The sequence below is a fragment of the Shimia sp. FJ5 genome, from assembly GCF_032918335.1.
GTDB lineage: Bacteria > Pseudomonadota > Alphaproteobacteria > Rhodobacterales > Rhodobacteraceae > Shimia > Shimia aestuarii_A.
The window spans coordinates 131,522-157,876 of record NZ_JAWJUV010000005.1 but is presented as its reverse complement, the minus strand read 5'-3'; the positions used below and the strand labels follow the sequence as shown (position 1 = coordinate 157,876).

25 protein-coding genes and 1 pseudogene are annotated in these 26,355 nt (G+C 60.5%); 11 read left to right on the top strand and 15 right to left on the bottom strand.

The features are described from left to right. Positions 1-7: 7 nt before the first annotated feature. From mscL to pyk, 10 genes are all read right to left on the bottom strand, one after another. The gene (gene mscL / locus R1W01_RS15895; RefSeq protein WP_243614047.1) at positions 8-442 is read right to left on the bottom strand and encodes a large conductance mechanosensitive channel protein MscL; all 435 of its coding nucleotides are present in this window, start codon (positions 440-442) and stop codon (positions 8-10) included. Between the two features lie 112 nt (positions 443-554). Next, positions 555-1,004: a YtoQ family protein gene (locus R1W01_RS15890; RefSeq protein WP_297757910.1), complete on the bottom strand. Its 450-nt coding sequence runs from the start codon at positions 1,002-1,004 to the stop codon at positions 555-557. 116 nt (positions 1,005-1,120) lie between these two features. After that, positions 1,121-3,520: a phenylalanine--tRNA ligase subunit beta gene (gene pheT, locus R1W01_RS15885; RefSeq protein ID WP_297757913.1), complete on the bottom strand. Its 2,400-nt coding sequence runs from the start codon at positions 3,518-3,520 to the stop codon at positions 1,121-1,123. Positions 3,521-3,674: 154 nt separating this feature from the next. Beyond that, on the bottom strand, positions 3,675-4,451 hold the full coding sequence (locus tag R1W01_RS15880) for a type 1 glutamine amidotransferase (RefSeq protein ID WP_297757916.1): 777 nt from the start codon (positions 4,449-4,451) through the stop codon (positions 3,675-3,677). 202 nt (positions 4,452-4,653) lie between these two features. Continuing rightward, complete coding sequence (locus R1W01_RS15875) at positions 4,654-5,031, bottom strand: hypothetical protein (protein ID WP_297757919.1); 378 nt, start codon at positions 5,029-5,031, stop codon at positions 4,654-4,656. A 6-nt stretch (positions 5,032-5,037) separates the two neighbouring features. Then, a complete protein-coding gene (pheS, locus tag R1W01_RS15870) occupies positions 5,038-6,108 on the bottom strand; it encodes a phenylalanine--tRNA ligase subunit alpha (protein WP_243614042.1) in 1,071 nt (356 codons plus the stop codon). A gap of 138 nt (positions 6,109-6,246) precedes the next feature. Beyond that, entirely contained in the window at positions 6,247-6,612 is a 366-nt protein-coding gene (rplT, locus tag R1W01_RS15865) for a 50S ribosomal protein L20 (protein ID WP_243614041.1), read from the bottom strand. 14 nt (positions 6,613-6,626) lie between these two features. Continuing rightward, positions 6,627-6,827, bottom strand: a complete 201-nt coding sequence (gene rpmI, locus R1W01_RS15860) for a 50S ribosomal protein L35 (protein ID WP_243614040.1) — start codon at positions 6,825-6,827, stop codon at positions 6,627-6,629. Positions 6,828-6,959: 132 nt separating this feature from the next. Further along, positions 6,960-7,193, bottom strand: coding sequence for a hypothetical protein (locus R1W01_RS15855; RefSeq protein ID WP_243614039.1), 234 nt, complete (start codon positions 7,191-7,193; stop codon positions 6,960-6,962). Positions 7,194-7,223: 30 nt separating this feature from the next. After that, positions 7,224-8,669: a pyruvate kinase gene (pyk, locus tag R1W01_RS15850; protein ID WP_243614038.1), complete on the bottom strand. Its 1,446-nt coding sequence runs from the start codon at positions 8,667-8,669 to the stop codon at positions 7,224-7,226. Between the two features lie 228 nt (positions 8,670-8,897). Here pyk and R1W01_RS15845 point away from each other — a divergent pair, with 228 nt between their 5' ends. The 3 genes from R1W01_RS15845 (at position 8,898) to R1W01_RS15835 (ending at position 10,546) form a co-directional block, all read left to right on the top strand. Continuing rightward, the gene (locus R1W01_RS15845) at positions 8,898-9,641 is read left to right on the top strand and encodes an N-formylglutamate amidohydrolase (protein ID WP_243614037.1); all 744 of its coding nucleotides are present in this window, start codon (positions 8,898-8,900) and stop codon (positions 9,639-9,641) included. A 3-nt stretch (positions 9,642-9,644) separates the two neighbouring features. Further along, positions 9,645-9,998 (top strand): 5-carboxymethyl-2-hydroxymuconate Delta-isomerase, encoded by a 354-nt coding sequence (locus R1W01_RS15840; protein WP_297757926.1) that lies wholly within the window; start codon positions 9,645-9,647, stop codon positions 9,996-9,998. 230 nt (positions 9,999-10,228) lie between these two features. Then, on the top strand, positions 10,229-10,546 hold the full coding sequence (locus tag R1W01_RS15835; protein WP_297757928.1) for a DUF1244 domain-containing protein: 318 nt from the start codon (positions 10,229-10,231) through the stop codon (positions 10,544-10,546). Between the two features lie 62 nt (positions 10,547-10,608). Here R1W01_RS15835 and R1W01_RS15830 read toward each other — a convergent pair whose 3' ends face one another. Genes R1W01_RS15830 through ectA form a run of 4 tightly spaced genes read right to left on the bottom strand, consistent with a single transcriptional unit; the run spans position 10,609 to position 14,365 of the window. Further along, the gene (locus R1W01_RS15830) at positions 10,609-12,045 is read right to left on the bottom strand and encodes an aspartate kinase (protein WP_243614034.1); all 1,437 of its coding nucleotides are present in this window, start codon (positions 12,043-12,045) and stop codon (positions 10,609-10,611) included. A gap of 48 nt (positions 12,046-12,093) precedes the next feature. Further along, entirely contained in the window at positions 12,094-12,486 is a 393-nt protein-coding gene (locus R1W01_RS15825; RefSeq protein ID WP_297757931.1) for an ectoine synthase, read from the bottom strand. A gap of 6 nt (positions 12,487-12,492) precedes the next feature. After that, positions 12,493-13,782, bottom strand: a complete 1,290-nt coding sequence (gene ectB, locus R1W01_RS15820) for a diaminobutyrate--2-oxoglutarate transaminase (RefSeq protein WP_297757935.1) — start codon at positions 13,780-13,782, stop codon at positions 12,493-12,495. A gap of 52 nt (positions 13,783-13,834) precedes the next feature. Then, complete coding sequence (gene ectA, locus R1W01_RS15815; RefSeq protein ID WP_243614031.1) at positions 13,835-14,365, bottom strand: diaminobutyrate acetyltransferase; 531 nt, start codon at positions 14,363-14,365, stop codon at positions 13,835-13,837. Between the two features lie 205 nt (positions 14,366-14,570). On the opposite strand from ectA, the gene R1W01_RS15810 reads away from it, so the two are divergent. Continuing rightward, a complete protein-coding gene (locus R1W01_RS15810; protein ID WP_243614030.1) occupies positions 14,571-15,047 on the top strand; it encodes a MarR family winged helix-turn-helix transcriptional regulator in 477 nt (158 codons plus the stop codon). Positions 15,048-15,055: 8 nt separating this feature from the next. Here the strand turns inward: R1W01_RS15810 and R1W01_RS15805 are convergent, their stop codons facing one another. Then, positions 15,056-15,781: an NAD(P)-binding domain-containing protein gene (locus R1W01_RS15805; RefSeq protein WP_297757940.1), complete on the bottom strand. Its 726-nt coding sequence runs from the start codon at positions 15,779-15,781 to the stop codon at positions 15,056-15,058. Positions 15,782-16,004: 223 nt separating this feature from the next. Here R1W01_RS15805 and R1W01_RS15800 point away from each other — a divergent pair, with 223 nt between their 5' ends. From R1W01_RS15800 to R1W01_RS15770, 7 genes and pseudogenes are all read left to right on the top strand, one after another. Then, positions 16,005-16,712, top strand: a complete 708-nt coding sequence (locus R1W01_RS15800) for a sirohydrochlorin chelatase (RefSeq protein WP_297757943.1) — start codon at positions 16,005-16,007, stop codon at positions 16,710-16,712. A gap of 129 nt (positions 16,713-16,841) precedes the next feature. Then, positions 16,842-17,945, top strand: a complete 1,104-nt coding sequence (locus tag R1W01_RS15795; RefSeq protein ID WP_297757946.1) for an efflux RND transporter periplasmic adaptor subunit — start codon at positions 16,842-16,844, stop codon at positions 17,943-17,945. After that, positions 17,942-19,264, top strand: a pseudogene (locus tag R1W01_RS15790) (efflux RND transporter permease subunit); the annotation flags it as partial. The gene R1W01_RS15795 and the pseudogene R1W01_RS15790, both read left to right, overlap by 4 nt. Positions 19,265-19,355: 91 nt before the next feature. Then, positions 19,356-21,098 carry an efflux RND transporter permease subunit gene (locus R1W01_RS15785; RefSeq protein WP_317275314.1) on the top strand — a complete coding sequence of 581 codons (1,743 nt, stop codon included), beginning with the start codon at positions 19,356-19,358 and terminating at the stop codon, positions 21,096-21,098. 180 nt (positions 21,099-21,278) lie between these two features. Further along, positions 21,279-22,898: a GMC family oxidoreductase gene (locus tag R1W01_RS15780; RefSeq protein ID WP_297757951.1), complete on the top strand. Its 1,620-nt coding sequence runs from the start codon at positions 21,279-21,281 to the stop codon at positions 22,896-22,898. 73 nt (positions 22,899-22,971) lie between these two features. Then, positions 22,972-24,600 (top strand): long-chain-fatty-acid--CoA ligase, encoded by a 1,629-nt coding sequence (locus R1W01_RS15775; RefSeq protein WP_297757954.1) that lies wholly within the window; start codon positions 22,972-22,974, stop codon positions 24,598-24,600. Between the two features lie 3 nt (positions 24,601-24,603). After that, entirely contained in the window at positions 24,604-26,343 is a 1,740-nt protein-coding gene (locus R1W01_RS15770; protein WP_297757956.1) for an aldehyde dehydrogenase family protein, read from the top strand. The last annotated feature ends 12 nt before the right edge of the window (positions 26,344-26,355 follow it).

Genomic DNA, 26,355 nt, shown 5'->3' with positions numbered 1-26,355 from the left:
TCTTGTCTTACTTCTTCAGCGCGTCGCGAATCTCAAGCAGAACATCAAGCTCGCTTGGCCCGGCGGGCGCTTCTTCGGCCGGTGCCTCTTCTTCCTGCTTCGCTGCCGCTTCCTTGACCTTGTTCACATAGCGCACAAGCATGAAGACGACGAAAGCAATGATGAGAAAATTGATCACCGCCATGATGAAGGCCCCATAGGCAAAGACCGCCGCACCCGCTTCGCGCGCCGCCTCAAGGCTCGCACCTTCCGGCACACTGCCCGAGAGCACCACATAGAGGTTGGTGAAATCCACACCCCCAAGGAAAAGCCCGACAAACGGGTTGATAAGGTCGCCGACCATCGACTTGACGATCGCCGTAAAAGCCGCGCCGATGATGATCCCGACGGCCATGTCCATGACATTGCCCTTGGCAATGAAATCCTTGAATTCCTGAAGCATCCTGGTTCCTTTCCCCCACGCTCACAGTTGTCATAACGCTCGCGCAAAGCTGGCGTGACTTACTCTGTCTCATGGAGCGAGGGTCTGGCAACAGGGGAAAAACCCATGCCCCTTACCCCGGAAGCGCACCCGTCAACACATAGCGCAGGATCTCGACAACCTGCTTCGGCTCTTCGGCCACGGCCAGCGCGGCGGCATGCACTTCCTTGAGCGCGTGCTGATGCTCCGGCTGGCTCAACACGATGATCGACTTGCCAAGCGCCGCCGCATAGCCCGCGTCAAAGGCCGCGTTCCACTGCTTGTATTTCTCGCCAAACCGCACGACGACGATATCCGCATCCTCGATCCCCTTGCGGGTGCGGATGGCGTTGACCTTGGCGCCCTTGTGATCGTGCCAGAACTTCTGATCCTCTGCCCCAAGGATCGCCACCCCACAATCATCGCTCGCCGCGTGATCCGTCACCGGACTATCGAACGCCACATCAAGCCCCTCGGCCCCCGCAACGATCTGCTCGCGCCAATCGGTGTGAATTTCCCCGGACAGATAGATTCTCAGTGTCATGTCATGCTCCCTTGCACACCCCAAGAGGCCGGGCAAACCCTGCCGCTTCTTCTTGGTGAAAATACCTCGGGGGTGAATTGGCCTTTGGCCAAGAGGGGGCAGCGCCCCCTCCCCCCTTACCCGCGCAGGCTGCCGCCCGTCGCCTTGGTAACCTTCTCGACGATCTTGCCCGCAACAGCCTCGATATCGGCTTCCTTGAGCGTCTTGTCCGTCGGCTGAAGGCGCACGGTCACGGCGATGGATTTCTTGTCCTCGCCAAGCGCACCGCCGATGAACTCGTCAAAGACCCGCACATCCTCGATAAGCGCCTTGTCCGCGCCCGCCGCCGCATTGACCAGCGTCAGCGCCTCTACATCCTTGTCCACGACAAAGGCAAAGTCGCGCTCGACCGCCTGAAGATCGTTGATCGCAAGCGCCGGGCGCGTCGCGTTCTTCTTGCGCGGCATCGGAATCTCTTCCGGCCAGATCGTGAAGGCAACCGCCGGCCCCTTCACATCCATCGCCGCAAGGACTTTCGGGTGCAGTTCACCAAAGACGCCAAGAACCTTCTTCGGCCCAAGACAGATCTTGCCGTGCCGCCCCGGATGCCACCATTCCCGCGCGCCGCGCAGGATTTGCACCTTCGCGGGCGCACCAATCGCCGCGAGGATCGACTCGGCATCGGCCTTCACGTCATAAAGATCGACGCCCCGACTCTCGCCATGCACATCCTTGCCAACGGTCTTCCCGACGAGAAGACCAGAGATCAGAAGATGCTGCTCCCCCGGCTCGCCACCATGGAACGCCGCGCCACATTCGAAGAGCGCCATATCCATATACCCGCGCGCCTGATTGCGTGCCGCCGCCTGCAACAGCCCCGGAAGAAGCGCCGGGCGCATATGGCTCATCTCGCTCGAGATCGGGTTCTCGAGCATGGTCGCATCGCTGCCACCGCCAAAGAGTTCCGCCGACGCTTTGTCGATAAAGCTATAGGTGACGCATTCGTTATAGCCCAAAGCCGCCGCCGTGCGCCGGGCGATCTGTTCGCGCTTCTGCATCGGTGACAGGATCGGCGCCGGGATACCCTCGACCGGGCGGCGCATCGGCTTACCTTCAAGCTTGGTCAGCGACGCCACACGCGCCACCTCTTCCACAAGGTCCGCCTCGCCCATCACGTCCGGACGCCAGCTCGGCACCTGCGCCATGTCGCCCTCAATCACAAAGCCAAGCGCCGTCAGCGTCGCGCGCTGCGTCTCGGCGGGGATTTCCATCCCGACAAGCGACTGCACCCGGTCCGTGTCGAGCTTGTAGGCCCGGCTCACATCCGGCACTTCGCCCGCGACGACAACCTCCGAAGGCTCCCCGCCGCACAGGTCGATGATCATCTGCGTCGCGAGGTCAATCGCTTCCATGTTGAACGCCGGGTCAATGCCGCGCTCGTTGCGATACCGCGCATCCGAATTGATCTTGAGCGCGCGCCCCGTATAGGCGATCTGCACCCGATCCCAAACCGCGGCCTCAAGGAACACATTCGTGGTCTCCTCGGTGCAGCCCGTGGGCAAGCCGCCCATGATCCCGCCGATGCTCTCGATCCCCTCATCGTCCGAGATCACAACCTGACCGGCCCCGAACGTGTATGCCTTCTCGTCCAGACCGACGAGCGTCTCGCCGCCCTTGGTGCGATGCACGCGCAGGTCGCCCTTGACCTTGTCCGCGTCAAACACGTGCAGCGGGCGGTTGCGGTCGAAAGTGAAGAAGTTGGTGACATCGACAAGCGCCGAAATCGGGCGAAGCCCGATGGCGCGAAGGCGATCCTGAAGCCATTTCGGCGACGGCCCGTTTGTCACACCTTTGATGAGACGGCCCGCGAACACCTCACAACCATCTTTGCGCGCCTCGTCGTCGATGGTGATATTGATCGGCGAGGGATAGCCGCCCGCAATCTCTGCCTTCGGCGCCGGCTTCATCGTGCCAAGCCCCCGCGCCGCAAGATCAAGCGCAATGCCCCGCACGCCAAGCGCATCCGGACGGTTCGGCGTAATGGCGATCTCGATCACCGCATCGACCTTCGCAGGATCATTCGCGGCAAGCCAATCCACGAACTTCTCGCCAACCTCGCCCGACGGAAGCTCAATAATCCCGTCATGCTCATCCGACAATTCCAGCTCGCGCTCCGAGGCCATCATGCCATGGCTTTCGACACCGCGGATATTGCCGACCGAAAGCGTCACGTCGATCCCCGGCACATAGTCGCCCGGCTTGGCAAGCACCACGGTGATCCCCTCGCGGGCATTCGGCGCGCCACAGACGATCTGTTTCTCGCCCTCGTCGGTCGCCACCTTGCACACCCGCAGGCGATCCGCATCCGGGTGCTGCTCGGCATGCACCACCTTGGCAAGCGTAAAGCCTGCAAGCTTCGCCGCCGGGTCCTCGACCCCCTCAACCTCAAGCCCAAGATCAGTCAGGGCATAGAGAATCTCATCCAGGGTCGCTTGCGTTTCAAGGTGATCCTTGAGCCAGGAAAGCGTGAATTTCATCGTATCCGTCCGTCGTTCAAAACCGGGTCATAGGGGCTTTACCGGATATGGATCACAGGGGAAAGGGCGCGTTGCGCCGAAACTGCGCCCGCTCTTCCTCTTGCCGAAAATATCCTGGGGTGAATGGCCGCTTGCGGCCAGAGGGGCAAAGCCCCTAGCGCCGTCCGTGCAGATGCGCGATCCAGTTGACAAGCTCCCGCCCCCGGACCGGCACGGCAAGCGCCTCGGGGCTGGTGCCGAACTCCGCCGCCGCGTCCGCGTCCTGATCGGCAATCTCGAGGCGATCCGCCATCCGGTCCGCCGCCTCGAAAAGCCCCTTGCCCCGCACCGCTGCCGCGATCTCCTGAAGGCTCATCTCCGGGTGATACTGCGTGCCCCAGAAATCGACGCCGCCGCTCTCATACACCATCGCCTGCACCGGCGAATGGCCGTTCCCGGCCATGAGAACCGCGCCCTCCGGCACGCTCTGCACCTCGTCGCGATGGATACACGGCACGGCAAACCCCGCCGCGCGCCCCGCCATCATCGGATGCGCTGCGCCCTCTTCGGTAACCTGCACATCCCGCGCGGTGCCAAGCTCGAACCCGTTGGGCGACGCGCCGACCCGCCCGCCGAGTACCGACGCGGCAAGCTGCATCCCGTTGCACGATCCCCAAACCGGCAAACCCGCCGCGAAAACCCGCTCCATCTCGGCCCGTAGCGGCGCCGCCTCGGGACCATCCGTCGACCACATCACCCCCGAGCCCGAGAACACGACCCCGTCGATCCCGTCGAGCGCATCCTCACGCAACGCCGCCGCATATGGGCACGCCACCCGCAGCTCTGCCTCCGGCACAAGCGCCTGAAATGTCCGCAAAAAACTCGACGCCGCCGACTTCCCAATCGCCAAAAGATCGGGCGAATTGCTCTCCACAATAAGAATCGTCGTCATCGGCAGGTCTCCTTGTCTCGGAAAAACCCTGCCCCAATCACCGCGCAAAAACCCCGCCGATCCCGACCAAGTTTCGCCTATCTGCGGCCTCTGTCGCGAAACCAAAAAAGGGGCGCCAAACGCGCCCCCTTCAACCATCCCGACATGGCCGTCCACCCGTAGAGCGGGCCTCAGCCCGCCACTGCGCTTAGACCATTGAAAACTAATCAAGAATCCAATAGATGATCGCAGCCCCTATCAGAACGAGCATCGTCTTAAGAACTTTGATACGACGCTCTACAGGTTCGGGTTTCGGAACCTCGGGAGAGCATACCACCTTGCCGTTCTTGGGCCGCACCGCCTGCGCATAGACACCAGGGGTAATCTCAGCGGCAGCCCATAGATACGCGCCACAGTCATAGATCGAGAGCGTCTTCTCTTCGCCATATCGCGGCTCGTAAAAGGCGACTGCTCCGATGCGCCCTTTCGGTTTCAGGGGCACGCCCAGAACCTCAGACGCAACATCGGGGTGATCATCCACTCCCCAAGCAATGGACCAGACCGTTCCATCAAGCGCAACGATCTCGTCAAACTTGGACACGTCCGATTACCGCGACAACCCACCATGCAGCGTCGGCTGATCGAGGCTCGCAAACCCGTAGTGGCGCAGCCAGCGCAGGTCGCTATCAAAGAACGCCCGCAAATCCGGGATACCGTATTTCAGCATCGCAAGCCGGTCGATCCCGATTCCAAAGGCAAAGCCCTGATATTCGTTCGGATCAATGCCGCCCGCCTCGAGCACCTTCGGGTGCACCATGCCCGAGCCAAGCACCTCGAGCCAGTCATTGCCTTCGCCGACCTTGACCTGCCCATCGACCCATTCACACTGAATATCGACTTCCGCCGACGGCTCCGTGAACGGGAAATGCGAGGCGCGGAATCGGGTGTCCACATGGGTGCCAAAGAAGGCCGAGAAGAACTCCTCGAGAACCCATTTCAGGTTCGCCATGGAAATGTCCTTACCAATCGCGAGGCCCTCGACCTGATGGAACATCGGCGTGTGCGTCTGGTCGTAATCCGCGCGATAGACACGCCCCGGACAAATGATGCGGATCGGCGCGCCGTGCTTTTCCATCGACCGGATCTGCACCGGCGAGGTATGCGTGCGAAGCACGTGCGGCGGGCGATTGTCGCCTTCTGCGCGATGGGTATAGAACGTATCCATCTCGGCGCGGGCCGGGTGATGGCCCGGAATGTTGAGCGCGTCGAAGTTGTACCAATCGGTCTCGATCTGCGGCCCCTCGGCCACCGAGAAGCCAAGATCGGCAAAGATCGCCGTGACCTCTTCCATGACCTGTGACACCGGATGGATCGTGCCTTCGCGGCGCGCGCGCCCCGGAAGCGTCACGTCAAGCCATTCGCCCTTGAGCCGCTCATCAAGCGCTGCATCGGCCAGCGCCTCTTTCTTCATGGCGAGCGCCGAATTGATCTCGTCCTTGAGCGTGTTGAGCTTTGGCCCCATGACCTGCCGCTCTTCCGGGGTCATCTTGCCAAGCTCGCGCATCTTGAGGCTGATCTCGCCCTTCTTGCCCACGGCCTGCACCCGCAGCTCTTCGAGCGTGGCCTCGTTCCCGGCCTCCGCAATAAGCGCGATATACTTGTCTCTGAGATCGTCCATCGGACCCTCCAAATTCGTCGGCTCTCTGCTACCACAGAGGGCCACGAATGCAAGAGCGCGCACGGCCCATCCGGCCCAACGAAAAACGCCGCCAACCTTTCGGTCAGCGGCGTTTCCTCAATCCCTTATCGGGAAAACTTACGCGGCCAGCGCGCCTTTCGCCTGATCGACGATAGCGTTGAACGCTTCCGGCTCATGCACGGCGAGATCGGCAAGGACCTTACGGTCGACTTCGATCCCGGCCAGGTTCAGGCCGTTGATGAAGCGCGAATAGGTCAGATCGGCGTCATGTGCGCGCACAGCAGCGTTGATACGCTGGATCCACAGCGCGCGGAAATTGCGCTTGCGGTTCTTACGGTCGCGTGTTGCATACTGGTTGGCCTTATCAACGGCCTGCGTCGCCACCTTGAAGGTATTCTTGCGACGGCCGTAATAGCCCTTCGCTGCCTTCGTGATTTTCTTGTGACGGGCGTGAGTGACGGTTCCACCTTTAACTCGGGACATCTCTCGTACTCCTCTTAGCGGTCGTAGGGCATGTAGCCCTTGACGGTCTTTGCGTCAGGGGCGGACAGGGTGGTGGTGCCGCGGGCGTCGCGGATGAACTTGCGGGTACGCTTGATCATACCGTGGCGCTTGCCGGCCTGGCCTGCCATGACCTTGCCTTTCGCCGTCACTTTAAAGCGCTTCTTGGCGCTCGACTTTGTCTTCATCTTGGGCATTTCCGTCTCCTTCGATGGTCGGTTACAAACGCGACTCGGCATGCCTCTCGGGCCGGTCGCGCGGATAGAGGCGCCGTATACGGGGCAAAACCCCAAGCTGCAAGGGGATTCTTACACCTTTCGCGCGTGGCGCTACTGGGTGACCTTGATGATATCCGCGATCACCGACACCACCACGTTGGGCACATCGGCGATCACATAGCCACCGGGGTGACTCATATAGGCGAACGCGATGATCGCACAGGCGAGGATGAAGGCCGCCATCGACGCGCGCGGTGTGCGCAGATCGGCATAGGCGGCAAGCATCGCCGGGATCGAGAAAAGCCCCAACACAAGCCCGCTCGTCAGCAAGTAGTCGCTTAGCATTTGCCCGCCTGTCTTAATCCTCGGACGAACCTACTCTGTTTCCATATTGTAAATCAAACGCTCATCGCAGGGTGCGACACGCAGGATATTCGTCGTCCCCGGAACGTTGAACGGCAGGCCCGCCATGACCGCGATCTGATCTTCCGGCCCTGCAAAGCCCTGCGCCGTGGCGGCCCGCGCCGCGGCGACAACGGCCTCTTTGAAGCGTTTGACCTCGCCCGTCATCACACAGTTGATGCCCCAGCTCAGCGCCAACCGCCGTGCCGTGCCACGCAAGGATGTCATGGCAAGGATCGGCACGCGCGGCCGTTCCCGCGCCGTCTTGAGCGCCGTGGTCCCGCTTTCCGTGAAACAGCAGATCGCCTCGATATCCGTGGTCTCCGCAACCTCCCGCGCCGCCGACACGATGGCATCCGCCACGCTCGAGCGCGGCGCAGAGCGCGACGCCTCGATAATGGTGCGATAGGTCTCGTCTTCCTCGACCTCTGCGGCGACGTCATTCATCGTCTTCACCGCCTCAATCGGGAAATGCCCCGCCGCCGATTCCGCCGAAAGCATGATCGCATCCGTGCCCTCGTAGATCGCCGTCGCCACGTCGCTGACCTCGGCCCGCGTCGGCATCGGGCTGTCGATCATGCTCTCGAGCATCTGCGTCGCGACGATCACAGGCTTGGCCGCAAAGCGGCATTTGCGGACGAGGCGCTTCTGGATCGGCGGCACATGGCTTACCGGCAATTCAACCCCAAGATCGCCCCGCGCAACCATGATCCCATCCGACGCCGCGAGTATCTCCTCGAAATGCTCGACCGCCGAGGGTTTTTCGATCTTCGACAGGATCGCCGCCCGCCCCTGCGCCAGGGCACGCGCTTCATCTACGTCTTCTGGCCGCTGCACAAAGGAGAGCGCAAGCCAGTCGATCCCAAGACCACAGACAAACTCGAGGTCGTCGCGATCCTTCTCCGACAGCGCCGCCAACGGCAAAACCACGTCCGGCACATTTACGCCCTTGCGGTCCGAGATTTTGCCCCCATTGACCACGACGCAATCGGCATAGTCCGCGCCACACCCCTCGACCCGCAGCCGGATCTTGCCGTCATTGACGAGGAGCGTCTTGCCCGGCTCAAGTGCGGCAAAAATCTCCGGATGCGGCAGGCAGACACGATGCTTGTCCCCCTCTGCCGGATCAAGGTCCATGCGGAACTTCGCCCCATTGACGAGCTTTTCCTTACCCTTGGCAAAGACCCCAACGCGCAGTTTCGGCCCCTGCAAATCCGCAAGGATCGCAATCGGGCTGTTGAGCTCTTTCTCGACCTGACGAATGATCCGGTGCTTCTCGCGGATTTCCTCATGGCTCCCGTGGCTCATGTTGAGCCGGAACACATCCGCCCCCGCCTCGTGCAGGGCGCGGATCATCTCATAGGTTTCGCTTGCCGGCCCGAGGGTCGCCACGATCTTGGTATTTCGAAGTCTTCTCATATCGTCTTTGCTTTCTCGCGGCACCTGTTACCGCTAACGTATCTCTCTGGGCTTATCGCCCAATTCCCCTTCGGGAGCAACGGGCCGAAGCGTCGCGGGGCTGAATTGCCGGGCACCCGTGCCCCTGAACTTGCCTCACATCTACACCTCTGGCCGTTTCCGGAAAATCTCTGTTTCAGTTTCCCCCAGAAACATCTTAAGTCTGTCGCGTAAGGAAATAACAGGCTCATGACATACCAACCTTTTCACATTCACGGCGCAGACCGCAAATCGCGCTTCCTTGTGACCGTCGATCACGCCTCGAACCACGTCCCCGAGGAAATCAACGGCGGCGACCTCGGCCTCGCTCCTGCCGACATGCAACGCCATATCGCTTATGACATCGGCGCGCTCGGCACCTCTCTTCGGCTCGGTGAACTGCTCGACGCGCCGGTCATCTCGTCGAATTTCTCGCGCCTCGTGATTGATCCGAACCGGGGCGAAGACGATCCGACCCTCGTGATGCGGCTCTATGACGGTACGATCATCCCCGCTAACCGCCATATCGACGCGACCGAGATCGAGCGCCGCAAACAGGCCTACTACCGCCCCTACCACGAGGCCCTCTCCGGCCTCGCCGCCGCACGCAAGGATCCCGTGATCATCGCCATGCATAGCTTTTCGCCCAAGCTCAATGGCCGCGCCCCGCGCCCTTGGGAGATCGGCATCCTGCACGCCCCGCAAGAAGAACGCTTTGGCGTCGCCCTCATTGACCGCCTGAACCGCGAAGGCGACCTGACCGTGGGCGACAACGAACCCTATGCTGGCCACCTGCCCGGCGATTCCGTCGACAAGCATTGCTTTGCCCATGGCCGTCTCAACGCGCTGATCGAGCTGCGCCATGACGAGATCGATGCCGAGGCAAAGCAAAACGCCTGGGCCGCGCGCCTCGCGCCGCTCCTGACCGAAACGCTCCAACTCACGGGTCTTTGAACCATGCCGCATCTCGTCCTCGAACATTCCGCCGAACTCGCCGGAACTCATGACCTCGACGCGCTCTCCAAGGCGCTGTTTGATGCGGCGGCGGCAAGCCCGGTCTTTCACAACATCGCCGCCATCAAGACCCGCACCATCGCCTGCGAGAATGTCCACATGGGCACCGCCCCCGCGACCTTCGCCCACCTGACGGTCTGGATGCTCTCGGGCCGCACCATCGAGGCCAAGCAAGAGCTGGCCGAGTCCCTCCTCGCGGTGATGGATCGCCATCTGCCGACCGTCGGCGCGCTCTCTGTCGATACGCAGGACATGCAGACCGAGACCTACGCCAAGCGCACCATCGAAGACGAATAGGCGACCCGAAATCCCATTAGGGTTTTGTTTACCTCTCCGCAGGGCGTGCGCTGCGTTCATCATGGCATTTCCGGGGTCCATACCGACGCAATACCGACGTTATACCGACGCGATACAGAAGGCGTTTTCGCCCGTTAACCCACGGCTCACGAATCGCGCCGACACTTGCCCTTGCGACATCCCTTGCCTAGATGGGAAACACTACTTGCCAGACCAGATCGGAGCTTTTCATGGACGACCAGACCCGCATTGAACTTGAGGCCGCCGCCTTCCGGACCCTGCGCGAACACCTCATGGAAAAACGCACCGACGTGCAGAATATCGACCTGATGAACCTCGCCGGGTTCTGCCGCAATTGCCTCTCGCGCTGGTATCAGGAAGCCGCCAACGAGCGCGGCATCGAGATGTCCAAGGACGAGGCCCGCGAGATCTACTACGGCATGCCCTACGACGACTGGAAGGCCGAAAACCAGACCGAGGCCAGCCCCGAAAAGCAAGAGGCCTTCAAGGTCGCCTTTGCCGAAAACGTAGGCGAAAACAAAGGCTAAGACGGAAAACCCCCGCCGCGAGGGACGCGACGGGGGCGCATGAACTGGTCTCTTACCGGGCCTTAGGCCGCGACGTTCAGAACCGGTTTCGATGGCTCTTCGATAAGCACTTCGTGCAGTGCCTTGATGGCCTTGTCAGCGTCCGAACGATCCACCGCGAACTGAATATCGACATTGCGCGGTGTCTGATGCGCCGCGACGACACCGATGCCCGCTTCTTCAAGCGCACAAAGCCCCCGGCTAAAGGCCCGCGTCCCCGAAAGGTCGCGTCCGATCGCCGAAACAAGCGCAAGACTGCGGGCGCTGATATCAGCAGACGGATAGGCCTTTTCCAACTCCGCAATCACCCGCCGCACCGACTTCAACGTCGCCTCGACATAATGGGTAATCGTGTTCGCATTCGACGTCTTCGAAACAATCCGAACATTATGCCGCGTCAACGCCTCCAGCGCCGTCGCGTCATAGCCTTTGACACCCACCATGTCCTGCTCGAAAAGCTCGAGCGCAAAGACATCGAGGCCGGTGATGATCTCGACGCCTGCCGCCTCTCCAGCCTCGTCATCAATCAACGTGCCAGGGTCGCCCGGATCGAACGCGTTGGTCACACGCAGCGCGACGCTCGCTTGGCGTAAGGTCTTGGCGGCATTGGGGTGAATCGCCTCCATCCCCATGTTCGAAAGCTGGTCTGCGACATCGTAATTCGTGTGGCCAAGCTTCTGAACCGAGCTCTCTCCAACAAGGTTCGGGTCCGCTGAGGAGAGGTGAAACTCCTTGTGGATGATCGCCTCGCGCGCCTGTGTGTAGGCGGCGATGCTCGAGAAGGTGACCTCGGAATAGCCGCGGTCATACTCTTTCATAAGCCCCTCGCGACATTGGGCATAGCCCGTCACGATCGGCATCTCGCGCGCAAGATCGACATCGGCGAAACCGCCCGCGATCCGCTCCTGAAGCGAGCACTCCGTCTCGTCGCGCCACCCCGAAAGGTCGACAAACCGCGCGTTCACACCAGCGCGTTGCAGCATCAGGCTGGTGACAAACGCCGAATGCGCCTCGCCAAGCCCCGACAGCAGCTCGCGCACGATCTGCATGTGGCTCGACAGGCGGAAATGGCCGTAGGAACACAGGCGGCGCAGGTCAAAGAGCACACTGCGCGCACCCTCGATCCGTTCGCGCACAAAGTCATCCGCGGCAGACTGATCGGCAGCCTCGGTAAGCACCGCATTATGCGCCTCGCTCATCGCGTCAGACACCTTGGTCAGCGCATCGAGCCAGCTATGGTCGTTGTCGTCATTGGAGAAAAGCGCAAACACGCCTGGTGTCCCCGTCTTCTTGTGCTCAAGAAGCAGGTTCGTGATCCCGCCAAAGGCGGACACCACGAAAACGCGGTGATAAAGATCCTCGGGTTTGCGATCCCCGATAATGAGGGTTTCCACAAGCTCATCAATGCGGCTCATGGAAGTGCCGCCGATTTTTTCGACGGTATGGTCAGGAAAGGTCAATGGGATTTCCCCGGCCGTTTTCGAACCGGGGCCTCCGTTTCAACTGGGTTAAGCGTCTTCGAGCGCGTAGGAACCGTCGGCTTGGTGAACCTCTTTCCCCGTCACGGGAGGGTTGAACACACAAGCCATGACAAGCTCTTCCTCGGCGCGCAGGATATGGCGATCATGCTCGTTCAGAGCATACATCACGCCCGGCTTGATCTCGTGGGTCTCGCCAGTGGCGAGATCCGTGATCGACCCTGTCCCCTGCATGCAGTAGACGCTTTCGAAGTGGTTCTTGTATTCGAACGTGTGTTCCGAACCGGCTTCGAGAAAGGTGATGTGGAACGAGAAGCCCATTCCATCATCCGCGAGCAACATGCGTACCGAAGACCACTGGGCGTCTGAGACGACGCGCTCTTTCTCGGTCTCGATGATCTTGTTGAAATCTCTAACGATCATGGTGTCTTACTCCGCCGCGATCTTGTTGTTGTCGGTGACCTCGCGCGTGGCGTCGAGGAGGATGGAAAGGCCATTGCGGAACGTTGCATCCGGCGTGGTCAGCGGCGCGAGAACCTTCACGACCTGATCTTCGTTGCCGGAGGTCTCGATGATGAGACCCTTCTGAAAGGCGCGCGAACAGATTTCCGAAGCCAGCGCTCCGGATTTCACATCGACGCCCTGCATCATGCCACGGCCCTTGATCTCGGCCCCCGGCACCATCTCGACCATCTCGCCGAGCACGACCTCAAGAAGGCGCGCCTTGGCGGCGATCTCTTCCTGGAAGGACGAGTCGCTCCAGAATTTCTCGATCGCGACGCGGGCGGTCACGAAGGCATGGGTGTTGCCGCGGAACGTGCCGTTATGCTCGGCCGGACCAAAGATGTCATGCTCCGGACGCACCAGCATAAGCGCCATCGGAAGGCCGAAGCCCGAAACCGACTTCGCCATGGTGACGATATCCGGGGTCACATCCATGTCCTCGAACGAGAAGAACGAGCCGGCGCGGCCACAACCGGCCTGCACATCGTCGATGATGAGCAGCGCGCCATGTTCCTTGGCAAGGTCGGCCACGCGTTTGATCCATTCCGGGCTCGCGGCATTGAGACCGCCTTCGCCCTGTACCGTCTCGAACATGATCGCCGCCGGGGCATCCATGCCGCCGGAGCGGTCATTGAGCATCGCCTCGAGGAAATCGGCCGTATCGCAGCCATTGCCCATGTATTTGTCAAACGGCATCCGGGTCACATCGCCAAGCGACGTGCCTGCGCCACCGCGGTGATAACTGTTGCCGGTCGCGGCCAGCGCGCCGAGCGTCACACCGTGGAACCCGTTGGTGAACGAGATGATGTTGGTGCGCCCCGTCACCTTGCGGGCGAGCTTCATCGCCGCCTCGACGGCATTGGCGCCGGTCGGGCCGGTGAACATGACCTTGTGGTCCATGTTGCGCGGCTTGAGGATATGGCTCTCGAAGGCTTCGAGGAATGCGCCCTTGGTATCGGTGTGCAGGTCAAGGCCATGCGCGATCCCGTCCGACGAGATGTGATCGACAAGCGCCTCTTTCATGTCCGGGTCATTGTGCCCGTAGTTGAGCGAGGAACACCCGGCAAGAAAATCGATATAGGTCCGGCCGCGCTCGTCGGTGAGCTCGGAACCTTGGGCCTTTTTGAACACCGTATCGAAGCCGCGGCAGTAGCTGCGCGCCTCGGATTCACGACGTTTGAATACGGAAATTTCGGCTGACTTATCAGTCGACATGTTGGATCCTTTTGGGATTGTTGAGTTCAGGACGGGCGGACGCAGCATCGGCTCAGGCCGCTTTGCGCATCCGCTCCTCGAGGTCGATCGTCACCATGTTCTCGGTGTCATGCTTGCCTCGGAAGTGGTCCTTTTTGGTGAAGTGGGGCTCCGCATCGAGATCGCCCCCGTGCTTATCGGCAAATTTGCGGAACAGCCCCCAAGACGCCGAGTTGTCCCCGGTGATCGTGGTCTGAAGCTGCGTGATCTTCCGGCAGGCATCGCGGTGCAGAAGCCCGTCGAGCATCTGCGTGCCAAGGCCCATGCCACGCGCCTTCTCGGACACGGCCACCTGCCAAATAAAGAGCGTCTCTGGGTCGGCGGGAGGGATATAGGCGGAAATCCAGCCCACAACCTCGCCATCAAGCTCGGCCAGGATACAGGTATCGCGGAAGTGATCGCACTGGATCAGGTTGCAATACATGGAATTCTCGTCGAGCGGTTTGCACGCGCGCACGAGAGCCCAAATATCTGCACCATCCTCTGCTTCGGGCTTGCGAAGCACCGGTACGGACTTGCGAAAAAACTCCAATGTATTCTGCATCTCTTTCGAGGCCTCCAGATTTGCTTTGATAGGCTAAGTATATTGCGGTCCCTCAAAAGTCAACCTTTCAGCCCTTTTTGAGCGATAAACGCGCTATGAGCGTTGCAAACTAGGGCTTTCGACCGAATTCAATTGCTTTGGCTATCAAAGTGTAAACAGAACGCCCGTTCTTGCCTTCACCAGCGAAACCTGAGAACGTGAAAGCATGGATCGCGTTGATACAAGCCTTATTGCCATTCGCCGTATTCTTCGGGCGACAGAGATGTTCTCACGTGAGCTGGCACAGTCGGTTGGCCTGACTGGCGCGCAGTTCCGAGTGCTGCAGATCGTGGCCGAGAATGGCCAATGCACCGCCACCAAGATCGCGCAACAAATGCGCATTTCGCAGGCCACGGTGACTTCGCTCGTCGACAAGCTGGTGCGGCAAGATATGGTCGAGCGTCAGCGTTCAGAGACTGACCGCCGCCAAACCAACATCGTCGCGACAGAAAAAGGGCGTCAGGCCATCGCGGACGCGCCCGATCCACTACAACAACGATTCGTGCGCAAGTTCGACGCGATGGAAGATTGGGAACAAGCGGCGCTCATTGCGGCTCTAGAACGTGTCGCCTCTATGCTCGACGCAGAAGATCTTGATGTGGCGCCCGTTCTCGACACCGGGGAAATCCGCTCTACGCATTGACGCGCGTCTCAGCCCTCCAAGGCGTCGAGACCCGTTGTCAGGGCCGCGCCTATCCCCGCCTCTTCCATATGCACCCGTAACCGCTGGTTATATCCGCCGGGCGTATTGAGCGCCGCCACGAGATCGGCGCAGCCGGTCTCGGCAAGGCTCGACGCAACGAGCATCCGCAGGAAGGCCTCACCCTGACCCGCATCCTCCACGCGCGCCCCAAGCCAAGCCGCCGCTTCGCCGACCATCGCCGCCACCGGCGACAACACGGCCTGCGCTGCGAGATAGGCCTGTAACTCGCTGTCATCCCCAAGAGCGAAAACCTTATTCCGCGCCCCGAAGATCGTTTTAACGAGGCCCGCATCGCCCTGCATCATGATCGGTGAGCCGCCTTGCGCGATCCCGGGGAAGGGCATCATCACTGCCGCCGCCCGCGCCGGGCGCACCATTTCCCCAACCGCCTCCAATGTCGCGCCCGCCATGAAAGAGATCACAGCCTGATTCTCGCGGAACGTCAGCGGTGCTAGCGTCTCCGCTGCGGTTTCCGCCATGAGGCCAAGGAACACCACGTCGCTCTGATCCAAGACCTCTTGGTTCTCACCGACGTGCACCGAAGAATAAGCCTCCGCCAAAGCGCTTGATCTGGCCTCACTGCGCCGAGACACGATGATCACATGCCCGTCGCCAGCGATTCCCTCGACAACCGCGCTTGCGATTGTGCCAGTTCCGAGAAATCCGATCCGCATTTGACACCCCGCGCAAAGCTTTGCTTTCGTCATTTCCGCCAGAGAAAAGAAGATGTCCTGCTTGCAGCCATCAATCAAGTCCTTGTGAGGACGCGGGACAATGCCATCCTATAGACGGACTATAGACGGATTTTGCGCCCTCCGCTGTAAACGCACCATTCAGCTTTCAGGACAGAGCCTCTAGGATACAGCAAACCGCATCAGCCGCACCAAAGGCCCTCAAATGCAACAAACCAATACCCCCTCTGTTCTCATCGTTGCCCATGGAAGCCCCTCTGATCGAGAAGTGCAGGAAGACGCTCTTGCTGCTCTTGCTGCAAAGGTCGATGCGCTTCTGCCTGACATTCAGGTGTCAAGCGCAACGCTCGCTGCACCGGGCCGCTTTGAAGCTGCGGTGGAGAAGCTTGGTGCACCGCTGCTCTATCCGTTCTTCATGGCCGATGGTTATTTCGTCGGACGCATCATCGGCAAGAAAGCCGAGGCGCTGGGGCTCAGCGTTCTACCCCCCTTCGGCCATGAGCCGGCCTTGACCGATACCATCATGGCTGCGCTCACAGAGTGCCTTGCCGCAAATGAGTGGCACGCCAAGGACACGGCGCTTCTTGTCGCTGCACATGGGAGCGCTGTCTCCGAAAAGAATGCCGAAACCACAAAAGCCCTCACATCACGGCTTGAATCGGCCCTCGGGTTCGGCTCCGCGCGCCCCGGATTTGTGGAGCAGGAGCCTTTCCTCGGCGATGCCGCGCAAGACCTTGGTCAGGCGATTTGCCTGCCGTTCTTTGCACTTCGTGCCGGGCACTACATCGAGGATGTCCCCGATGCTCTCGCATCTGCCGCGTTCAGCGGTCCACTTTTGCCGCCCTTCATCGAATGGCCACAGACACCGGCCTTGATTGCCCAAAGCTTGCGAACGCATGTGAGCAACGCTTGAGCGGCGTAAAGAGCGGGGTGGTCGGTGCGGTCCGACCCGCAAGGTTAAGATTGCTTATCCGGCCCGTTCCTCTACCCTCAATGACTGGTTCTGCTGATCGCTGGAACGTCAAAACGGGTGTCGACTCCTATGTCTATCTGGAAACAGGTTCTGATCTTGGCCGTGTGTGCGGCGCTTGGCTATGGCGGCTACGAAGGCTACCAGCGCTTTATCGCCGCCGAGACCGCTTCCGAAGCACAAACCGCGCCGCGCCGGTCGGGCGCCGCACCTGTTGAACTCGCCGAAGTGCGTCTCGAAACACTATCCGATGCGGTCGAGGCCGTCGGAACCACACGTGCGCGGCAATCCGTCGATATCGTGCCCGAGGCGAGCGGTCGAATTGAAGAAATCACGTTCTCCTCTGGCCAAAAGGTAAAGGCTGGCGCCGTGCTTGTCCGCCTTGATGATACGATTGCACGCGCCGACCTTGCCGAGGCCCGCGCCCAAGTCACCGAGCGTGATCGGATGCTTGAACGTATGACACAGCTACGCGGCGCAAGTGCTGTGGCCGAAGCCACGCTCGAAGATGCCACGGCCCGTCAAGCCGAAGCCCATGCCGAGTTTGATCGCGCTGAGCAACGCCTTGCCCAACGGAGCCTGCGCGCGCCTTTTGACGGGACCATCGGCCTTGCAGAAGTCGATGAAGGCGCGCGCGTGAATGCCGGAACCTTCATCGCGCGGCTCGACGACCTTTCTCATGTCGAGGTTGAGTTCGCGCTTCCCGAGACCCTTTTCGCCCGCGTCTCGAGAGGGCAAACCATCGTCGCCACGAGCGCCGCATTTCCCGGACAGCGGTTTGACGGGGCCATCGACGCGGTAGATAGCCGTATTGACCCCCAGAGCCGTTCGTTCCGCGCCCGCGCTGTCATCCCGAACCCAAGCGGCACCTTGCCCTCCGGCATGTTCATGTCGCTTGAACTCACACTCTCGCAGACAGATCACCTTGTTGTCCCTGAAGAAGCCATCTTGTTTCAGGCTGCCGAGACCTATGTCTTTGCGGTTCATGATGGCATCGCAAAACGCACCACTGTGAAAGCGGGCCAACGCCGCAATGGGCTTGTCGCGATCCTCAGCGGATTGGAGGCAGGCGACAGGGTGGTCGTCAAGGGGCTGCACCGAGTACGTGATGGATCCCCTGTCAGGGAGGTCGGTGCAGAAGGGCAGACCCCGGATGGGGCGGAGGGCGAGTCGTGACTCTCTCCGACATATCGGTGCGCCGACCGGTTCTCGCCGCGGTCGCAAATTTGTTGCTCATTGTGTTCGGCATCATTGCGCTGCGCGACATCCCTGTGCGGGAATTGCCAGATGTCGACAACGCCGTTGTGACCGTCACGACGACCTATCGCGGCGCCGCGCCAGAAGTCATCGACACCGACATCACCGAAACAATCGAAGGGGCAGTTGCCTCCATCTCGGGCATCCGGTCGATCAGTTCAGAAAGCCGACAGGGCCGTTCTCGGGTCACCATAGAGTTCGAGGCCGGGCGCGATGTGGATGTCGCCGCCAATGACGTGCGCGACGCCGTGGGGCGCATCCGAGACAACCTCCCGCAGGAGGCCGATCAACCCGAAGTCGAGAAGAGCGACGCCGACGCCGACCCGGTGATGCGTCTTGCGGTGGTGTCCGACCGAATGACAACCGCCGAAATCACCGACTATGTGGATCGCTTCATATCCGATCGCCTCGCCACACTTGACGGTGTCGCCAGCTTACGCATTTACGGCGAACGATCTTTTGCCGTGCGGATATGGCTCGACCGCCGCGCGCTGGCCGCGCGCAAACTGACGGTGGCGGATGTCGAGAACGCCCTCAAACGCAACAACGTCGAGCTACCAGCCGGAGAGGTCACCTCTCGCAACCGGCAACTGACCGTGCGGCTCAACAGCCGCCTTCAGAGCGTCGATGATTTCCGGGATGTCGTGCTCGACCGGGTCGCAGGTTACCCTGTGCGCCTTGGCGATGTTGCCAGAGTAGAGCCCGGTGTCGCCGAGGACACCACCATCGCGCGCAGTGACGGCCGAGATGCGGTTGGCATCGCCGTTCAACGCCAAAGCCAATCCAACACACTGCAGATTTCCAACGCCGTGCGCGCCGAAGTCGACCGCATCAACCCCACCCTTCCCGAAGGTATGAAGATTCAGATCGGCTCCGATGATGCGCTTTTCGTCGGCGCTTCGATCCGCGAAGTGGTCAATGCCTTGATGATCTCGCTCGGCCTCGTCGTTCTCGTGATCCTCCTTTTCCTGCGTTCGTTCCGGGCCACGCTCATTCCCGCGATCACCATTCCCGTTTCTCTCATTGGTGCGTTTGTCCTGATTGGGGCTTGGGGGTTCTCTCTCAACACCCTGACACTGCTTGCACTGCTCCTCGCCATCGGCCTCGTAGTGGACGACGCCATCGTCGTACTCGAGAACATCCAACGCCGGATCGAGAACGGCGAGACGCCGCTTGTTGCTGCGCTCAAGGGCGCGCGACAGGTCACCTTTGCAGTATTGGCGACCTCGGTCACGTTGATTGCGGTCTTCGTGCCGCTCTCCTTCATGCCGGGTCAGGTCGNTGGCGACCTCGGTCACGTTGATTGCGGTCTTCGTGCCGCTCTCCTTCATGCCGGGTCAGGTCGGGCGACTTTTTATCGAGTTCGGTTGGGTGATGGCGGGCACGGTGGCCATCTCAACTTTCGTTGCCCTGACGGCCTGCCCGGCACTTGCCTCCAAGATCTTGCGGGCAAGAAAACAAAGCGACGGCGCGCCCCTTGCAACCACAGCACACCCCGAAAGCCCAGTGCAACGTGCCTATGCCGCGCTCCTGCGATACTGCCTGAGGATGCCCCTTGTCGTCATCGTTCTTGGCACAGCGATCAGCGGCGGCGCGTTCTTCTTCTATGATAGCCTGCCGCGTGAACTCGCCCCGCGCGAGGACCGTGGCGTCGGCTTTATTCCCCTGACCGCCCCGCAAGGCAGCACTACGGCCTATACCGACCGAGCCGCACAACAGGTAGAGGCCCTGCTTGATCCGCTACGCGAAGAAGGCACGATCGAAACCGTCTTTACCTTTACCGGCTGGGGCAATCGTGCCTGGCGCTCTTTTGTCGTCTTTCGTCTGGCACCGTGGGAAGAGCGCGAGAAATCCGCCTCAGAGGTCGCCCGCGAGATCGCTCCCAAGATGGCACAAATCACCGCCGCGCGCGGTTTCCCGATTACTCCGGCGGGTCTCGGCCTGCGCGGCAACTCGACTCCGGTCCGCATCGTGATTAGCGGCCCTGATTTCGAGAGCGTCAAAGACTGGTCCACCACGCTTCTCGCCCGCGCAGAATCCATTGAAGGTCTCGTCAATCCAGAGATCAACTACGAACAGAACCTGCCACAGCTTGAGATCAATATCGACCGGCAGCGCGCCGATGATCTTGGGATTTCCATCGAGACCATTGCCTCCACGATGCAATCCATGCTCGCCTCTCGGCAGGCCACGACCTTTATCAGTCGCGGACGCGAATACCCTGTCATCCTTCAGGCCGAGGCGCAGGATCGCCGTTCACCCTCTGATATCGACAACATCTATATCCGTTCCGGAGATGGCGAAACGCTTGTGCCGCTCGGCGCTCTTGTCACCTTGCAAGAGAACGCAGCGGCTCCGTCCTTGCGCCGCTTTGACCGCCTGCCCTCTATCCAGCTTTCCGGCGCGCTCGCGCCCGGTGCTGATCTCGGTGCCGTACTGGGCGAGATCGAAGCGCTTGCCGATGACATCGTGCCAGCAACGGGGAAACTCGGCTATGAAGGGCAATCGCGAACCTTCAAGGACACCACAGCCGGTGCGACCGCCGTCTTTGCGATGGCACTGTTGATTGTCTTCCTGGTTCTTGCCGCGCAGTTCGAGAGCTTCGTGCACCCGGCGATTATCCTTCTCAGTGTGCCTGCCGGTGTCGCCGGTGCAATCTACGCGATGGCGCTCGGAGGATTATCACTCAACGTCTATAGCCAGATCGGCATCATCCTATTGATCGGCCTCGTGGCCAAGAACGGCATCCTGATCGTCGAGTTCGCCAACCAGCTACGCGACGAGGGCAAGTCCGTGCACGAGGCCGCAATCCTAGCCGCCGTCCTGCGTCTGCGCCCGATCATGATGACAGTGCTTTCAACGATCCTCGGCGCCTTGCCTCTCGTCCTTGCAGAAGGCGCAGGCGCCGAAAGCCGCAATGCCATCGGCACGGTCATCATCGCCGGCCTGACCCTTTCTGCCGTCCTGATGCTGATCGTTACGCCAACTCTTTATGACTTGTTCGCACGCTTCACCAAGCCGCGTGGCGCCGTTGAAAAGGCACTTGAACGTGAGCTGGAGCAGGCGGGCTAAGAAATCCCACCCGCATGAAAATGCCAAAGCCCGTAGCTCGCGCGGGGCTTGAAAAGTCATCTGAACATTTTTTCTGGACTTTTGTCCAAATTTTTTGTTAAGTGATTTTGCTTGCCTGACTCCACTCTGGATTCGCAAGCGTTTCGCCTCAGGGAGAGGGGCGGACACAGGGAGGAAAGAATGAGTTACGATTTCGTGATTGTTGGCGGTGGATCCGCCGGCGCGACCTTGGCGTCGCGCTTGTCAGAAGACCCAAACACCAAAGTTTGCCTGCTCGAAGCTGGCGGTGGCGGAAACCACCTTTTGATCCGCGCGCCTGCTGGCGTTGTCGGGATGTTGCCCGGGCACGGCAAGATTTCAAACTGGTGTTTCAACACCGTGCCACAGCCGGGCCTCAACGGTCGCAAAGGCTATCAGCCGCGCGGCAAGGCGCTCGGCGGTTCGTCCGCAATCAACGCCATGCTCTACGTGCGCGGTCACAAGTCCGATTATGACGGTTGGGCCGAAATGGGCTGTGACGGCTGGTCTTGGGACGAATGTCTGCCCTACTTCAAGAAATCCGAGAACAACGAAACTGGTTCGGATGATGTGCATGGCCATGACGGGCCGCTTCAGGTCTCCAACCAGAAAAGCCCTCGGGACATCACGCGCGCCTTCATCAAGGGTGCAACCGAGCTTCAACATCGCGAGGTCAGTGACTTTAACACCGGCGACAACGAAGGTGTTGGCCTCTATCAGGTGACCCAATTCCATTCCAAGGAAAAGAACGGCGAGCGCTGCTCTGCCGCGGCGGCCTACCTGTTCCCGGTGATGGGTTCGCGCCCCAACCTGACGATCATCACTAAGGCGCACGCAACCAAGGTTCTTTTCGAAGGCAAACGCGCGACCGGCGTGGAATACCGTATCGGCAAGAAGACCCATCGTGCCATGGCGGGCAAGGAAGTGATCCTCTCCGGCGGCGCTTTCAACTCACCGCAACTGCTTCAGCTTTCGGGCGTCGGTCGGGCGCAGGACATCCGTCCGCACGGCATCGAGATGGTCCACGAACTGCCCGGTGTCGGCCAGAACCTTCAGGATCACCTCGACTTCATCCTCGGATACAAGACCAAGGATACCGATAACTTCGGTATCGGCCTTGCGGGAACGATCGGCCTGACGAAGCATATCTTCAAATGGCGCAAGGACGGCACTGGTATGATCGCCACCCCCTTCGCCGAAGGCGCAGCCTTTCTGAAGACAGATCCGTCGCTCGACCGCCCGGATATTCAGCTTCACTTCGTGATCTCGGTCGTCGATGACCACGCGCGCAAGCTGCACATGGGCTATGGCTTTAGCTGCCACGTCTGCGCCGTCCGCCCGCATTCGCGCGGCGAGGTCTTCCTGCAAAGCGCCGATCCCATGGCCGCTCCGGGCATCGACCCGAAGTTCCTTTCCGACGAGCGCGACCTCGAGACCACGATCAAGGGTGCCAAGATGACCCGTGACATCCTGCAATCGGACGCGATGTCCAAGTATCGTCACAAGGAGCTTTTCGGGGTGAAAGACAACATGACGGATGCCGAGTGGGAGAGCCATATCCGCGCCCGTGCCGACACGATCTATCACCCGATTGGCACCTGCAAGATGGGCGTGGATGACATGTCCGTCGTCGACCCCAAGCTCAAGGTGCATGGTATGGAAGGGCTTCGCGTCGTCGATGCCTCTGTCATGCCGACCCTGATTGGCGGCAACACCAATGCCCCCACGATCATGATCGCGGAAAAAGCTGCCGACATGATCAAGGCCGAATACGCCGCCTGATCCAAAGACGCTGCCGGCGTTTACGCTGCCGGCGGCGTCTCTCGACACGTCTAGAAAGAAAGAAGGCCACACCATGCTTGGCGCGATGATGCACAAGGACCTTTTGATCAGCGACCTGATCGTCCATGCCGGAAAATACCATGCCGATACGGAAATCGTATCGCGAGAGACCACAGGCGACATGAACACAACAACGTGGAGCGCGGTTGCGTCTTCCTCGCGTCAACTGGCCTCTGCACTTGGCACGCTGGGATTGGATCACGGTGACCGCGTCGCGACGCTCGCTTGGAACAATCATCGCCACCTCAAGATCTGGTTCGCGGTCTCCGGCAGTGGCCTCGTCTGCCACACGCTGAACCCGCGCCTGCCCCCTGAGCAGTTCATCTTCATTTGCAATGATGCCGCGGACAAGGCGATCTTCTTCGACAAGACCTTCATGCCGCTCATCACCGGCACCAAGGCACACCTCAAGACCATCGAACATTTCATCTTCATGGGGCCGCGAGACGAAGAGGTCGCCGCCGCCCTGCCCGAAGCGATCTTCTTTGATGAGTTGATCGAGAAGGGCGACGCAGACTACGACTGGCCGCAATTCAGCGAAAATACCCCTTGTTCGCTCTGCTATACCTCCGGCACGACCGGAAACCCGAAGGGTGTCCTCTATTACCATCGCTCGACGATGCTCCACACGCTCGCGATCTCACTACCCGATGCGCTCTCGCTCTCTTCGCGAGAGACGATCTTGCCCGTGGTGCCGATGTTCCACGCCAATGCATGGGGTATCCCCTACGCTGCAGCGATGACGGGCGCAAAGCTTGTCATGCCCGGACCGGGCCTCGACGGCGATAGCCTTCTGCAACTGATCGACGACTATGGCGTTTCGCTTGCCCTCGGTGTTCCGACGATCTGGATGATGCTCTTGGCCTCTGCCGCCAAGTCCGGCTCCAAAATGGAAAGTCTCAAGCGCAATGTCATCGGCGGATCCGCAGCCGCCCCCTCGATGATCGCCGCGTTCCGCGACGAATATGACTGTGACACGATCCACGCTTGGGGCATGACAGAAACCTCGCCTCTCGGCTCGGCCAACGTGCCAAAAGGCAAGCATGACGATCTCGACGCAGACACGCTCGCGGCGCTGCGCCTCGGACAAGGGCGTCCGCCCTTCGGGATCGACCTGCGCATCGTCGATGACGAGGGCAACCCATTGCCGCATGATGGCGAGGCACAGGGCGCGCTTCAGGTCCGTGGTCACTGGGTTGTCGAGACCTACTTCGGCAAGGACCAGAGCGCGACGACCGAAGACGGCTGGTTCGATACCGGAGACGTCTCCACCATCGACGCCGACGGCTACATGGTGATCCGTGACCGCACCAAGGACATCATTAAATCCGGTGGCGAATGGATCTCGTCGGTCGATCTCGAGAATATTGCCGTTTCGCATCCCGGCGTGGCCATGGCAGCCGCCATCGGTGCTGTGCACCCGAAATGGGACGAGCGCCCGATCGTCGTCGCGGTCAAGGCCGAAGGGGCCGACCCGAAAGAGGACGATATTCTTGCCCTCTTCGACGGCAAGGTCGCCAAGTGGCAGATTCCTGACGCGGTGGTCTTTACCGATGCCATCCCACTCAACGCCACTGGCAAGATGCTCAAGAACCAACTGCGCGAACAGTTTGGAAACCTGCTCATCGAAAGGGAGGAGTAACCTATGACCCAAGCCATTCAACAACCCGTCGAGGCCCAGCCCTTCTGGCTCGAAGAGTATGAAGCCGCCCTGACCGCGCTCGACGCGGGCAAGGACAACTGGGCGCGCACCTCCAACGCCGAGCGCCTGCAAATCCTGCAACACATCAAGGACAATCTCCTGAGCGTCGCTGAGGGTTGGGCAGAAACGGCCGCCCGCAAAAAGATGATTCCTGAAGGCTCGCCGCTGGTGGGCGAAGAGTGGACCTCCGGCCCCTACGCGGTGATGTCCGCATGTAACGGCTACATGCAGACCTTCGCCGAGCTTGAACGAAAGTCCTACCTCGATCACCTGAAGACCCGGGAATTGGCCACAGGCCAAACCGCTGTGCGCGTTGTGCCACATTCGATCTGGGATCGCTTGCTTCTGTCCGGTGTGAATGCCGAGATCTGGATGCAGAAAGGGGTCAACCGAGGCAATCTCGCCAAGCATACGGCGGTCGAATACGACGTGCCGACCGTGAAACGGAAAGGCAAGGTCGCGCTCGTCCTCGGGGCAGGCAACATCAATGCCATCACGCCGCTCGATGTCTTCCACAAAGTCTTCAACGAGAACCAGGTCGTGATCCTCAAGATGAATCCGGTCAACGACTACCTGACCGACTATCTCAAGGCCGCGCTGAAACCGCTGATCGACCGCAACGCCCTGCGCATCGTCAAAGGCGACGGGGTCGCCGGCGCGTGGCTGACCGAACACCCCATCGTCGAAGAACTCCACATCACCGGCGCAGGCGCGACTCATGACGCCATCGTCTGGGGCCCGGGCGCAGAAGGCATCAAGAACAAGGAGGCCGGCACGCCGAAGAACACCAAGCGGTTCACCTCCGAGCTTGGCGCCGTCTGCCCGACGATCATCGTCCCCGGTCCGTGGAGCCGAGCCGACCTGCGCTTTCAGGCCGAGAACGTCGCGACCCAGAAACTGCACAATTCCGGTTTCAACTGTGTCGCTTGCCAAGTCCTCATCACACCGAAGACATGGAACAAGACCAAGACTTTCATGGCGAACCTGAAGTCCGTCATGGCCTCCTCGACGCGCCTTGCCTACTACCCCGGTGCCGAGGATCGTATCGCGACATTCGCGGATCATGCCGACAGCACCGAAGAAGTCGCACGCGGGTCTGCGCCTGCCTGTGTCATCAACCCGATGCAGAGCGATGACTACTTCAAGACCAACGAGGTCTTTGCCCCCGCCATGTCCACCCTCGCAATGGATGACCCGGACCCGGAAACCTACCTCATCAATGCGATCGAATGGGCCAACGAGAATCTCTATGGCACGCTCGGTGGCAATATCATCATCCACCCACGCACCATTCGCAAAATCGGAAAGAAGCGGTTCGAGGAGATCATCGCCGAGTTCCGCTATGGCACAATCGCAATCAACGCGTGGACGGGGCTTGGGTTCTTGATGACGCCATGTCCCTGGGGCGCCTTCCCGGGCCATACGCTGGAGGATGTTCAATCGGGCATCGGCACAGTGCACAACACTTTCATGTTCGAGAACGTCGAACGCACCGTTGTCAGCGCCCCATTCCGCCCTTTCCCGCGCGGGCTCTTGTCCTTGCAGTTCACGCTCTTGCCGCGCCCACCGTGGTTCATCACCAACCGGAAACAGGATAAAGTCGGAAAACTCCTGACACGTTTCCAGTACAAGCCTGGTTGGCTCAAACTCCCGCGGATTTTCCTGAACGCCCTTCTTGGATAACCTGCCCTCCCC